Here is a 13,409-nt window from a genome sequence, read left to right as displayed (position 1 = left end):
AAGGAATTACCCTTTGTTAACTATCGTACGATTTGACATCTTTTGAAAACTATCACACATTCCGATTCCATCTCACTCCCCTATAATGAACTTATATCGTTACAAGGAGGGGTACTTAATGAATGATATAAGCACACAGCATCCGAAAGTAGTCGTTATTGGGGCAGGAAGCCTGTTTTTTGGTCGTCAGTCCATCTGGCAGATGGTTCACTCCCCCTATTTGAATCAGGGCACGCTGGCTTTGGTCGATACAGACGAGGAACGGCTCTCGAAAATGGTAACTCTGGCGGAGATGGTCGCTAGGCAGAACAACGTATCTTTAAAGATTGAGGGCTCGGTCGATCGTAGACAGGTACTTCCAGGAGCTGACTTCGTTGTACTCAGCTTTGCGGAGCAATCGGTGAAATATCGTGGCATCGACTGCCAAGTCTCTCTAAAATATGGGATTCGCATGTGTTCTGGTGATACGATCGGCCCGGGTGGGATCTTTCGCGCGATGCGAGAATTGCCGGTGATTATGGAATGTGCCAAGGATATTGAGGAACTGTGTCCAGAGGCCTGGGTGATCAACTATATTAACCCGTCAACCGTTCATGGCATCGCATTACATCGCTATGCACCGAAGCTTAAGTCGTTTGCGCTGTGCGATAGTCATCATATGCCGCATAAAAAAGCCTATTACGCGGTAAGAGCTGGCATCATTGAAGAGAAGAGTCAGTTCACCACAGAAATTGACCGAAAATTCGATTTTCGGATCGCTGGAGTCAATCATTTCACTTGGCTGCTCAAAGCCGAGTATGAAGGAAACAATGTGATGCCCACGATCGCTGAAGCCATGCGCAAGATGGCAGGTGAAGAGAACAACGGCGGTGATCGGGGAGCCAAAGCTCTTTTTAACGATGCCATTACCTACGAACTGTATAATATTTTCGGAATCATTCCTACTTGCACGGCACATACGAAGGAATACGTTCGATATTGGCAAGGGCTTGGCAAGACAACGGACACGATTCCACCGTTATCAATCTGGGAGACAGAGGACAGGTATCAGCGGCATGATGAGATGTGGCAGCAGGTGGATGACTTCCTTGCAGGTACTATACCGATTGCCGACTATATGAACACATTTGGCCCGGATCATGCGACCGATATCATTGAAAATATGGTGGGAAATTTGGGCAAGAAGTTCTTTGTCAATACACTCAATCAAGGTGCGGTAACCAATATGAATGCAGATTCCTTCCTGGAACTACTATGCGATGTAGATATGAATGGTGTGAGACCACTCCATGTAGGCGAGATGCCGCGTGGGATCAGAGGGATGCAAGAAATTGTACTGGATACGCATGAGCTTACGGTGGAAGCTGTGCTAGAACAGAGCTATGAGAAGTTGCGAAGAGCGATGCTCACTGACCCGCTCGTGAGTTCCATCCATGACGCGGACCAGATCATCCGTGAATTGTTGGAACTGGAGCGTCAGATGATTCCAGACGTTTGGTACAAGGATAGACTACAGTTCAACTAGGAACAGATATCGATAGAAGACCACGTCGTTTCCTTCAAAAGGATTAACGTGGTCTTTGTTTTTTATCATTACCATATGTCATTTAGGAAGATATTCTATTGCACTTTAAACAAGCCAGCATGGTCTTCATAGTACGAAGTAATAAAATCACGAAATTCTCCAACAGAAGGGGATAACCATTTTTGTTTGACCCAGGAGAGGCTAATTGGATATATCGCTGAATCATCAGCAATTTCTACATAGCTTAACCCGAGTGTTCTACATACGGAGATAGGAAGTAATGCAACACCCTGATCAAGTCTGATAATTTCGAGCAGGGTATGAGAATCGACCTCAAATGCAAGGTTGGGAAGGAAGCCTGCTTTCTCACAGAGGGTGGTTGTAAACCGGCTATATTCCTTATTATCTGCAAGCGAAATAAAGGGCTCATCTGCAACAACACTCAATGAGATGCTTGTCTCTCCGACGTATGCATGATTTGTTGGCACAACCAGAACAATATCCTCCTCGACAAGCACAACACTCTCAATTTCCTCATCCTGAATCGGATGCCCCGTAATGCCCAGATTCAACTCACCTTTCTTCAAACCTGTAATAATCTCAGCGCGCGTTCCAATGCCTTGATGGAGCTTGGTATCAGGAGAAGCGTTGATGTAGTCACTTATGAGACCGGTGAGGAAGCGGGTATTCGTAATGGAGATCCTGATCGTATTGGATATATGATGTTCCTCCGCTTTAATCTCCATCTCTGCATTTTCAATTTCAATAAAAATTCGGTTTACGTGTTTCAATAAGATTGCACCTGAGGCATTTAATTGAATGTTTCGTCCTCTCCTGTGAAATAAAGGCGTACCGAGTTCATCTTCAAGTCGTTTAATCGTCAAGCTTAGGGAAGGTTGAGCAATATTCAATTGTGCAGCTGCCTTGGAGATGTGTTCAGTATAGGCAACGGTCTGAAAGTATTTGAGCTGAAGCAATTCCAATTGTCTGCACCCCTTATTTATTTTGATAAATATATATAGTACTTATTATGTATTATATTAAATTTAAATATTGATGTAGAATTTTTTTATGAGATACAGTTCAAATTTTTATATAACAAAACTTAATTAATGTATGAGGCAGGTGTCTTTGATGAAAATCGATGTGAATAACATAGCTAAAAATCTGAATACACCCCTAACGGCTCCGGCATATCCAATGCCACCGTACAAATTCGTGAATCGTGAATACTTGAACATTATTTATCGAACTGATGAAAAAGCGTTGCGGGCAGCCGTGCCCGAGCCTTTGGAAATTACTGAACCTTTGGTTAAATTCGAAGTGATGTGGATGCCCGATGTATCTGGACTGGGCGCCTACACGGAAGCTGGACAAGTTATCCCTGTGCAATTCAATGGGGAGGAGGGCGATTATGTGCATTCGATGTATGTAGACAATTTCCCCGCGATTGCAAGTGGTCGAGAACTCACCGCCTATCCGAAAAAGCTGGGCGCACCGAAGTTGTATACCGATTCAGATACACTTGTCGGCACACTTGATTATGGAACGCTGCGTGTAGCCACGGCAACGATGGGATATAAACATGTGGAGATGAATAAAGAACTCGCCAAACGTGAGATATGCCGACCTAACTTCATGATTAAGATTGCGACAGACTATACCGGGAATTTAAGAGTATGTGATCTGATCCGAACTCAGATTACGGACATCGAAGTAAAAGAGGCTTGGACAGGACCTGCGCGGCTTCAACTGTTCGAACATGCATTGGCACCTCTGGCAGATCTGCCTGTGTTGGAAGTTGTGTCCGCTTCTCATATCCTTACCAACTTAACCTTGAACGCTGCACAACCTGTATACAACTACCTGGAAGAGAAATAAGGAGGAAAAATAAAATGAGAATTGCAATTGTAGGAGCAGGATCATTGGGAACCATCGTAGGTGCATACCTGGCGGATGGCGGAATGGACGTTGAGTTAATTGATGCATATCAGAAGCACGTTGAAGCTTTAAATCAGACGGGTGCTAAAGTGACGGGTACTACGGAGTTTCAGGCAAAAGTAAAAGCCATTACGCCTGATCAGAAATCGGGACAATATGACCTCGTTTTACTTTTGACCAAACAACTCTATAACGACTCCATTCTTCAGGAATTACTTCCATTCTTGAAAGAAGACAGCATGGTGTGTTCGTTGCAGAACGGGATTCCGGAAGAAAAAGTCGCTTCTATTGTTGGTGAAAAACGCGTCATCGCAGGCTCTGTTGAGTTTGGCGCTACGTTTATTGAACCAGGTGTATCCAGTCTCACAACGGAGTACACGCAATTTAAGCAGTATGCTTTTCAAATTGGTGAATTGAATGGTGACATCACTGAACGAATTCAACAAGTGAAATCGGTGTTGGACCTTGTGGGCGGAACACATATTTCCGATAACCTGGTTGGAACCAAATGGTCCAAATTGCTGATCAACAATGCATTCAGTGGGTTGTCAGCTGCATTGAATGGGGAATATGGGGACATTATTGATCATGAAGCCGGCATTGTGAGTGCAGCTCATATTGCAGACGAGACGATTAAAGTTGCTCGTGCTAATGGGGTCACATTGGTTAAAATGAATGGATTCGATATCGCTTCACTCGAACTGAACAGCGAAGCCGATATCCCTGAACGGGTGAAAACATTACGTTACGTGATGGAGCCATCCAGACTGCTCAAAGCAAGCATGCTTCAAGATCTGGAGAAGAACCGCAAAACGGAAATTGATTATATTAACGGGGTAGTTTCAAGCAAAGCAGAAGGCACCGGAATTGCGACACCTTATAATGATTTGGTTGTAAAGCTGGTCAAATCTGCTGAAGAAACACAAACCGTTCCTGATTTTGACACGAATATAAAAGCTTTTGAAGAATTATTAAGCACACATAAATAAAATTTATTTATTTACAGGTTCATTAGCACAAAATCACATTAAGTAGGGATGTCCTCCGTCTTATTTATGACTTGTGAGACATCCTGTTTGTTGTATTGGCTGTTGTATTAATAAATCTAGTCGGAATTTCAGGATTCTCCAACCAAACTCTGATGTGGAGCTTAATTGATATGGATCCGAGGTATGACATGAATAATCAGTTGTTATACGAATTCGGCTGAGCTAATGCCGAGAGGTGATTACGACAAAAAAACAGCATGCTGTATAAGGGATTAATAACCGTTGGATAATAATGACATTGACAACCGCAGGTTTTTCCAAAATAATAGAATGTAATTGAATACTGGTACCTTTAATTCAGTCCAGAGAGGCTGGCAAGGGCAGCGGATTTCATAATCACGCGAGAATCAGGGCATATCCCGTCATGGGATGCTCTGTGTCTTCGCGCGGGTTATGATACAAAAAGAGGCTACTTGTCAGTGTAAAACCTGATGAAGTAGCCTCTTTTTTCTGCTTTTTTTGGTATCAGATACACTTTATGTTGGGGGTATTCTGATGAGCAAACAAGATCAAGAGTTTTCATGGCAAGCGGTGCCGAAAGGACAAAGAAACAACTTTTGGAAGACGTTATCCGTCATGCTCGGTTTTACATTTTTCTCAGCAAGCATGCTGGCAGGAGGCACATTGGGCGTCAGCTTGACGTTCATGGAGTTCATTGGCATCGTGCTTGCAGGCAATCTGGTGCTTGGTATCTATACAGGGGCACTGGCCCATATCGCTGCCAAAACAGGCTTGTCCACACATTTGCTCGCTAAGTATGCATTCGGTGCAAAAGGGTCGTATCTGCCTTCGTTCCTGCTAGGCTTCACACAGGTCGGATGGTTCGGAGTCGGCGTAGCCATGTTCGCCATTCCAGTCGCGAAAGCGATGGACTGGAACGTGTATCTGTTGATTATCATATTTGGACTTGCCATGACGGCATCGGCCATCTTCGGTATGAAGTCACTCGTCATTCTCGGTTATATCGCAGTTCCTGCGATTGCCATTCTCGGTGGTTATTCCATGTTCGAAGGTGCAGGTTCGCTGGGTGGTCTGCAAGGGTTGCTAGATTACACGCCGACTCAGTCACTTACTGCTGCGGCAGCATTAACGATCTGTATCGGATCATTCATCAGTGGCGGAACACTGACACCTGATTTTGCCCGGTTCTCCCGGACATCCAAACAGGCAGTTACCGCAACCGTTATTGCTTTTTTCCTGGGCAACTCGCTTATGTTTCTGTTCGGAGCAGTTGGCGCAATGGCGTATAACCTGGCTGATATCTCGGAGGTCATGTTCCTGCAAGGATTGATCATCCCGGCGATCATCGTTCTGGGCTTGAATATCTGGACGACCAACGATAATGCACTGTACGCTTCAGGTCTTGGTTTTGCCAACATCACCAAAATTTCAAAGAAATTCTTCGTCGTTGTTAATGGCATCGTCGGTACCGTATTCGCCATGTGGATGTACAACAACTTCGTCAGTTTCCTGAACGTACTTGGCGCGGCGATACCATCCATCGGAGCTATTATTATTGCAGATTACTTCATTGTGAAACGTAGAAACTATAAGCCTTTTGCGGATATGTCTTTCAAAAATGTAAACTGGGTAGCGCTCGTCGCTTGGGCCATCGGCGTGGCATTCGCTCAACTGGCTCCTGGCGTAACACCATTGAATGCACTGCTTGGTACAGCAGTAGCTTATATCATCTTGATGTTGATTGTTCCTGCCAAAGAATCCAAAGAAATGGGGAAAATAAATGATTATACAGAACGCAAAATTGCGGGGTAAAGAAGGATTATGGAGTATTGTTGTGAAAGACGGGAAGTTCGAACAAATCACACAATCACTGGAAGTGACCAACAATGAAGAGATCCTTGATGTCAACGGATCACTTCTACTGCCACCATTTATCGAACCTCATATTCATCTCGATACAACGCTAACAGCAGGCGAGCCGGAGTGGAATCTAAGCGGAACGCTGTTCGAAGGCATCCAACGCTGGTCAGAGCGCAAGGTATCCCTGACGCTTGAGGATGTCAAAACACGTTCCAAAACGGCGCTAAAGTGGCAATTGGCACAGGGCATCCAGCATGTACGGACTCATGTGGACGTTACAGATCCAAGCTTGATCGCAGTTAAAGCGATGCTTGAAGTCAAAGAAGAAATGGCTCCATATATGGACATTCAGCTTGTTGCTTTCCCACAGGAAGGCATTCACTCTTATCCAAACGGTGCGGAATTGCTGGAGGAGTCACTGAAAATGGGCGTTGACGTGGTCGGTGGTATTCCACACTTCGAATTCACGCGGGAATACGGCGTTGATTCCATGAAAGTTGCGTTTGATCTGGCTGAAAAATACGATCGGCTCATTGATATTCATTGCGATGAGATCGATGACGAGCAATCTCGTTTCGTAGAAGTCGTTGCCAAGGAAGCCTACGAACGTGGATTGGGTTCACGCACAACGGCAAGTCACACAACAGCAATGGGGTCGTATAATGACGCTTATACGTACAAGTTGTTCCGCCTGCTTAAGATGGCTGATTTGAACTTTGTCTCCAATCCGCTAGTCAACATTCACCTGCAGGGACGTTTCGACACGTATCCGAAGCGAAGAGGTCTGACACGTGTTAAAGAGTTGCAGGAAGCAGGTCTGAATGTATGTTTTGGTCACGATGACATCTTCGATCCGTGGTATCCCCTGGGTACGGGCAACATGTTACAAGTGCTGCACATGGGGATTCATGCGTCGCAGTTGCTTGGTTACGACCAGATCGTGAATTCGCTTGATCTCATTACCAAAAACAGCGCAAGAACGTTACACATTGAAGATGTATACGGTATTGAAGAAGGCAAACCCGCTAACTTTATCGTACTTGAAGCAGAGAACGAGTATGAGGCTGTTCGCAAACAAGCCGGTGTACTGTATTCCTTCAGAGGCGGTCGTAAAATTGCGGAGTCGAAACCGAGGGACACTTCAATCATTTTTGAAGGCAGTTCAGAGAAAGTTACTTTCAATAAATAATCACGCTTTCCTTGAAAGTCGCTATTTTAGCGGCTTTTTTTCTTTTTTGTACGAATCACACCATGCATTATACAACCCAACATTTAACTTACCTTAAGGTTTCCACTAGCAGCTTGCTTCCCGCCTTTCTTACGAACAAAGCTAAGAATCAGCAGCAGCAGTGGTAACAAACCAAATAAAAAAATGGACATATTACCAAGAAAATCGCCCAAAGCTAGCGTTTCCTCCAGGTTTTTGGGTAAATAAGCAATCAAATAGAGCACGGGTAACATCGCAAATTGTATTCCGGTAATATTTTTGAGACGAAACAAATCTCGTATACCAATGGATGCAAAATAGTGCTTGAAGGCATAGGTTGCAAAAATTTGCATTAGCCAAAATACGATGAAAAGCGATTCATAGCGCTCAAATAAAAATCCTTCAATTTCAAAACTCCGAACCATATCAAACGTTGGCCACATCCGTGTCTCAACACCCGACAGAGATAAATTCCCCACGACTGTAACAATTGTTACCATATATATAATTGTACATATAAGTATACTGAAAATAGCCGTCTTATTACTTGCCTTCACGTCTGTCATATAAGCTGTGACGATGAGCAAAACTTCATATCCGGAATAGGAGAGACAAGAAGGCTTAAGTCCCTTCAATACAGGCATAATCCCCTCACCTAGCATGGGTCTGAGATTATTGATATCAAACATTTTCGTACTCAAAAGGAACACCAGTGCGAGCAATGCTAGCGTAACGGGCAGAACGATTGAAAAGACACGAATGATGACCATAAGACCACCCGTTAGCATGTAAATACCAATCCACAAACTAACCATAATGGTGACCCAGCTAGGGGTACGCTCAAGGATGTACATACTTGTAATTTCAGCCATGACTCTGACTTCGAATGAACATAGAACAATAAAATATACGATAATTAGAATTCCTAACAGATAAGAAATCCATTTTCCCGTGATTTCAGGAATAAACTCGAACACCGTTTTACCGGGGAATCTGCGACATAACGTTACAAGAAGAAGGCTGATTGTCGTTACGATCAAACCAGCCAGAATGACGGAGATCCATACATCTGGTGTTTTTACCGCCTTGCCAATCGTACGAGGAAGCGTTAGTATTCCTGCACCAAGGATGGAGTTAATAACTACAATTATTACTTCAGAGGTACTGATTGTTGTTGCGGATGTCCTCACAGGCTTCACTCCAAACTGGGAAATTTGTTTGTAGTGTTACCCAATGAAGTTATTTTATGTTATTTAAAATAAATAGAAAAAAAGTGCAGGTTGTTTTCGGTCTGTTCGTAATTACACACAGTATCCTAATAAGTTCATGAATTTGTCTCACTAGTTAAGATATTTCTTGCGAAACAGAAGGGGAGATATTCCAACATTTCGCTTGAAACAGGTAGAAAAGTAGGGAGAATATTGAAATCCTATTTCAGTCGCAATACGATCTATCGACCATTCCGTCGAAACCAGAAGCTGTTTGGCACGCTCTATCCTGAATTGATGTAAATATTGAACAGGTGTCACACCGTACTTCATTTTCATGCAACGAACGATGTAGCTAGGGTGGAAGTGCAATGCTGACGAGAGAGTTTCATTGGTGATTTCCTCTTGGTAGTTCTGTTGCAGAAATAAGGCTACGCTCTCAGCAAGGCGTGAAGCAGGTGTCTTGGCCATATCTGAGGTGCCATTTTCGAGTATAGCCAAAAAACGGAATAGCAGCTGTTGCTTCTCCCAGAAGGATTCTCCCACGGGCAATAGTACAAGCTGGTGCATCATATCAAATGCGAGCTGGGGGTTTAGCAATGTGGTTTTCTTAGGTATTCGTATGGACTTAGGCTTATCAAATGGCGATAGCGGAATTGCTGCTTCCGACTCTTCTATTAAGGGACCTTGATGCCAGTCCACATGCTCAAAATGAACCCAGTAAAACGTTGCTTCCTGTTCGCAGGGCCTGAACGAGTAATGCTCACCTTCCGGCAGTAATACTAGTGCATCACCTGTAGCAAGTGTCCATTCCGTCCCGTTCTCACCGATATGTAGTTCTCCATTGACCACGAGCAGCACATCAAACAGGCCGAAATTTCTTCGATTCGGATGACGGTCTCCTACACGAAACGTTGAACGACCAGATTCCCAGTAATATGGAAGGGGTGGGGTTTGTAACGCAACAATGAATTCTTTGTCCAATGAATTAACCTCATTTTCAGTGTCATTTTGTATAGAAAAAAGCTCATTCCATTACTATTATGGCTTTACGAAAAAGCATATACTCGACGTTGTAAAGAGTCAAATTTTATAAATTTGAGGTGTGTGTAATGGGACAAAAGCAAATTGAAATTCAAGACCAATTTTGGAATACATATTCTGATCTTGTACGAGAAACAGTCATTCCCTATCAATGGGAAGCTCTGAACGACAGGGTGGAGGACGCTGAACCTAGTCATGCCATTCGAAATTTCCGTATTGCTGCTAGCTTGGAGCAAGGCGATTTTGGTGGTTGGGTATTTCAGGATAGTGATCTCTACAAATGGTTGGAGGCCGTTGCTTATTCGCTCCGTCACCATCCCGATCCGAGGTTGGAGCAGATCGCCGATGATTCGATTGAATTGATCGCTCAAGCTCAACATGACAATGGTTATCTGAATACCTATTTCACAATCCAGGAACCTGGGAGACAATGGACCAATCTTTATGAAGCGCATGAGCTGTATTGTGCAGGTCATCTAATTGAAGCCGCAGTAGCGTATTATCAGGCGACAGGCAAGCGTAGATTACTGGACATCTCTTGCCGATTCGCTGATCTGATTGATCGTATGTTCGGACCCAAGCCCGGACAGATAAGAGCTTACTGCGGGCATCAGGAAATTGAGTTAGCATTGGTCAAGCTTCATACCATTACAGGTGAAGAGCGATATCTGAATCTTAGTCGGTTCTTCATAGATGAACGTGGTAAACAGCCTAATTATTTTATCAAGGAGTGGGAAGGTGGTAACCGGACAAACATCTGGTCCCATGGAACGCCTAATCTGGAAATGTATCAATCTCACCTTCCTGTTCGTGAGCAAAAAGTAGCGGTTGGGCACTCTGTTCGGGCAGTTTACATGTACACAGCGATGGCTGATCTTGCGAGATTAACAGGTGACGACGGACTGAAGGAGGCCTGTGAACGACTCTGGTCGAACACAACAGGCAAACAAATGTACATTACCGGCGGCATTGGTTCGACACATCTCGGGGAAGCTTTTACGTTTGATTACGATCTTCCGAATGATTCCGTATACGCAGAGACCTGTGCTTCCATTGGTTTGATTTTCTGGGCGCGCCGCATGCTTCAATTGGAAGCGAAGAGTGAATATGCAGATGTTATGGAGCGAGCGCTGTACAACAATGTTCTCGGTAGCATGTCTAGGGATGGGAAGCATTTCTTCTATGTCAATCCACTTGAGGTATGGCCAGAAGCAAGTCTGAAAAATCCGGATAAACATCACGTCAAGCCCGTCCGACAAAAATGGTTCGGTTGCTCCTGCTGTCCTCCAAATGTCTCACGCTTACTAAGTTCATTGGACGATTATATATACGATATATCAGAAGAAGAGAGATCGATCTATACTCATCTGTATATTGGAAGCAAAGTTTCCTTTCAACTTGCCGACAGTACAATCACATTGCATCAACGTTCTAATCTGCCTTGGAACGGTCATGTTGAATTCTCGGTTCAGCTTCCCAAGGATAGCGAATCTGTCGAATTTGAACTTGCGCTACGTATACCGAATTGGTTCCAGGAGGAACAGCCCGTGTTGAAGGTGAATGGAGAAAGGCAAGATTTTCATATTGAGAATGGGTACGCAAAAATAAAGAGAAGTTGGTCAGATGGCAATATAGTAGAGTGGTTCCTTCCGGTTAAGCCAAAATTAATTGCTGCACACCCATCCATTCGGGCAGATGCTGGCAAAGTAGCCATTCAACGCGGCCCGCTCGTGTATTGCATCGAAGAAGCAGACAATGGAGCCCCGCTCACTACAATCGCGTTGGCTGCGGAGCCACAATTAACGGAGTATGCTGATCCAGATCTACTAGGTGGTTGTGTCATCATAGAAGGCGATGGTCTAGTGCCTGATGACAGCAATTTATGGTTAGACGGGATACCGTACCGTTCTTATATTAATCAGAGAAAGGCTGTACGTTTTAAGGCCATTCCCTATTATTTGTGGGGGAATCGCCAGGCTGGTGAGATGAGCGTATGGCTCCGTTTTTAAAGAGGACGTAGGATCACTGGAGGCTTTTTTCGCAGTCACTTTCCAAATAAGCATAATAGAAAAAACGAAGGCATTGACCTTCGTTTTTTTTCTGTTTTGATGAACTCCACCGACTAGTCATTCTGATAAAACTGAATTTATGTGACAATCATGACTCATGACATTTGGATGCTGCTAACCGTGGCGATATTCAAGTTCTGACAGACATAATCAACAAGTTCAGGAAAACCGATAAGTGAGCAACTACAGCCCAATATTGATAAAAAAGTTGCGAAGCTATGCTGCTTTGGATATGATTAATTAATTGATGATTAAGATAGTGAGGTAGAAAAAATGATCGCAAGAACAGAAGAAGACTTTAATGGTTTGAAAGAAATCGGAAAAATTGTTGGTGCTATTCGAGATGAATTGGTACAAAAAACAGTTCCAGGCATAACAACTAAAGAGCTTGATGATCTAGCTGGAGCACTTTTTGAGAAAGCTGGTGCAGTGTCTGCTCCAAAAAGTGAATATAATTTCCCGGGATTTACTTGTATCAGTGTTAATGAAGAAGTGGCACATGGTATTCCGGGAGAGCGGGTTATTCAAGAAGGGGACATCGTGAATATTGATGTGTCCGGCTCCAAGAACAGCTATTTCGCAGATACGGGAATTTCGTTTGTCGTAGGCGAAGGTGAAGAAGTATTAACGAAAATATGCGACGTTGTTAAACTGGCATTCGAAGCAGGACTTAAGAAAGCAAAACCGGGCTCCAAAAAAAGTGGAATCGGAAAAGCGGTATTCCAAACGGCCAGACAGCATGGACTAACGGTTATTAAAAACCTTACGGGGCATGGTGTTGGACGTGCGATACACGAAGCCCCTGACCACATCTATAATTATAATGATCCATCGGATGATGAATTGTTAAAAGAAGGCATGGTTATTGCATTCGAGCCATTTGTCTCAACTTCAGAAGAAGAAGTATTCCAGACCGGAGACGGCTGGACCTTTGCTACTAAAAACAGCCATGTCGCTCAAATTGAACATACGATTATTCTTACTAAAAATGGTCCAATTATTGTTACTCAATAAATTTGTGCAAACTTGAAGTCGCTAAATTTAGCGACTTTTTTGTTTTCTTGTACGTTATAGCAGATCGTAATATCTACGTTAACTTATTAATTTATGTTGAATTTATGGAAGGATTTAACGTATATTTAGGATCTGATGAAAAATAAGAAATGCCCCTAATTTTTCCTGTTATAATTTTGTAGTTTTATAGATTAACATAGCAATTCCAATACATATGTTTACTATTATAGTGCGGGCAGTGGTGAGGTAATGCGAAATGAAAAATGAAGCATGTACATTCAACTTTTTCCACTCAGACTTGAAAGGATCGTAATTGTGCTAAAAATAATTAATTTTCTTCTCTTCTTGCTAATCATTTGGGTAGTCATTTTTTATCCTTTTCGTTTGGTTTGGTTTGAAGGTGTAAAACAGATTCCTGCAGACCTTCATGGTGTTTATTTACTTTTCTTGTTCTTTGGATATCTGATCATTTCATCTGCTATGGGACTTATGGTTGGCAAGATGTTTTTCAAACGAAAAGAACAGTAAGTA

General features: G+C 43.3%; 10 protein-coding genes. 7 read left to right on the top strand and 3 right to left on the bottom strand.

Annotated features, from left to right (window positions below; translation table 11 throughout):
- The first annotated feature begins 118 nt into the window (after positions 1 to 118).
- A complete protein-coding gene (locus ACX9NY_RS08595; RefSeq protein ID WP_472478124.1) occupies positions 119 to 1,525 on the top strand; it encodes a family 4 glycosyl hydrolase in 1,407 nt (468 codons plus the stop codon).
- A 95-nt stretch (positions 1,526 to 1,620) separates the two neighbouring features.
- On the opposite strand, the gene ACX9NY_RS08590 is transcribed toward ACX9NY_RS08595, so the two are convergent.
- Positions 1,621 to 2,508, bottom strand: a complete 888-nt coding sequence (locus ACX9NY_RS08590; protein WP_342573215.1) for a LysR family transcriptional regulator — start codon at positions 2,506 to 2,508, stop codon at positions 1,621 to 1,623.
- A 151-nt stretch (positions 2,509 to 2,659) separates the two neighbouring features.
- Between ACX9NY_RS08590 and ACX9NY_RS08585 the strand changes: the two genes are divergently transcribed.
- The 4 genes from ACX9NY_RS08585 (at position 2,660) to ACX9NY_RS08570 (ending at position 7,525) form a co-directional block, all read left to right on the top strand.
- Positions 2,660 to 3,406, top strand: a complete 747-nt coding sequence (locus ACX9NY_RS08585; RefSeq protein WP_472479250.1) for an acetoacetate decarboxylase — start codon at positions 2,660 to 2,662, stop codon at positions 3,404 to 3,406.
- Between the two features lie 14 nt (positions 3,407 to 3,420).
- The gene (locus ACX9NY_RS08580; RefSeq protein ID WP_472478122.1) at positions 3,421 to 4,455 is read left to right on the top strand and encodes a ketopantoate reductase family protein; all 1,035 of its coding nucleotides are present in this window, start codon (positions 3,421 to 3,423) and stop codon (positions 4,453 to 4,455) included.
- A gap of 555 nt (positions 4,456 to 5,010) precedes the next feature.
- Positions 5,011 to 6,288, top strand: a complete 1,278-nt coding sequence (gene codB / locus ACX9NY_RS08575; RefSeq protein ID WP_339242779.1) for a cytosine permease — start codon at positions 5,011 to 5,013, stop codon at positions 6,286 to 6,288.
- On the top strand, positions 6,257 to 7,525 hold the full coding sequence (locus ACX9NY_RS08570) for a cytosine deaminase (RefSeq protein WP_472478120.1): 1,269 nt from the start codon (positions 6,257 to 6,259) through the stop codon (positions 7,523 to 7,525). Before codB ends, ACX9NY_RS08570 begins: the two co-directional genes overlap by 32 nt.
- A gap of 83 nt (positions 7,526 to 7,608) precedes the next feature.
- Here the strand turns inward: ACX9NY_RS08570 and ACX9NY_RS08565 are convergent, their stop codons facing one another.
- Positions 7,609 to 8,733: a GerAB/ArcD/ProY family transporter gene (locus ACX9NY_RS08565; RefSeq protein ID WP_339242782.1), complete on the bottom strand. Its 1,125-nt coding sequence runs from the start codon at positions 8,731 to 8,733 to the stop codon at positions 7,609 to 7,611.
- A 150-nt stretch (positions 8,734 to 8,883) separates the two neighbouring features.
- Positions 8,884 to 9,735 (bottom strand): helix-turn-helix domain-containing protein, encoded by an 852-nt coding sequence (locus ACX9NY_RS08560; RefSeq protein ID WP_339242785.1) that lies wholly within the window; start codon positions 9,733 to 9,735, stop codon positions 8,884 to 8,886.
- A gap of 128 nt (positions 9,736 to 9,863) precedes the next feature.
- Here ACX9NY_RS08560 and ACX9NY_RS08555 point away from each other — a divergent pair, with 128 nt between their 5' ends.
- A complete protein-coding gene (locus ACX9NY_RS08555) occupies positions 9,864 to 11,804 on the top strand; it encodes a glycoside hydrolase family 127 protein (protein WP_472478117.1) in 1,941 nt (646 codons plus the stop codon).
- A 333-nt stretch (positions 11,805 to 12,137) separates the two neighbouring features.
- Positions 12,138 to 12,878 carry a type I methionyl aminopeptidase gene (gene map / locus ACX9NY_RS08550; RefSeq protein WP_339242788.1) on the top strand — a complete coding sequence of 247 codons (741 nt, stop codon included), beginning with the start codon at positions 12,138 to 12,140 and terminating at the stop codon, positions 12,876 to 12,878.
- The last annotated feature ends 531 nt before the right edge of the window (positions 12,879 to 13,409 follow it).

The sequence above is a fragment of the Paenibacillus sp. CB74 genome, from assembly GCF_055687625.1.
Note: the sequence above shows the minus strand (reverse complement) of the source record. Positions and strands in the feature narration are given on the sequence as shown.

What these genes read in the sequence shown, in the direction of transcription:
- ACX9NY_RS08595 (WP_472478124.1), top strand. Translation starts at nt 119, where the DNA reads ATGAATGATATAAGCACACAGCATCCGAAAGTAGTCGTTATTGGGGCA.
- ACX9NY_RS08585 (WP_472479250.1), top strand. Translation starts at nt 2,660, where the DNA reads ATGAAAATCGATGTGAATAACATAGCTAAAAATCTGAATACACCCCTA.
- ACX9NY_RS08580 (WP_472478122.1), top strand. Translation starts at nt 3,421, where the DNA reads ATGAGAATTGCAATTGTAGGAGCAGGATCATTGGGAACCATCGTAGGT.
- codB (WP_339242779.1), top strand. Translation starts at nt 5,011, where the DNA reads ATGAGCAAACAAGATCAAGAGTTTTCATGGCAAGCGGTGCCGAAAGGA.
- ACX9NY_RS08570 (WP_472478120.1), top strand. Translation starts at nt 6,257, where the DNA reads ATGATTATACAGAACGCAAAATTGCGGGGTAAAGAAGGATTATGGAGT.
- ACX9NY_RS08555 (WP_472478117.1), top strand. Translation starts at nt 9,864, where the DNA reads ATGGGACAAAAGCAAATTGAAATTCAAGACCAATTTTGGAATACATAT.
- map (WP_339242788.1), top strand. Translation starts at nt 12,138, where the DNA reads ATGATCGCAAGAACAGAAGAAGACTTTAATGGTTTGAAAGAAATCGGA.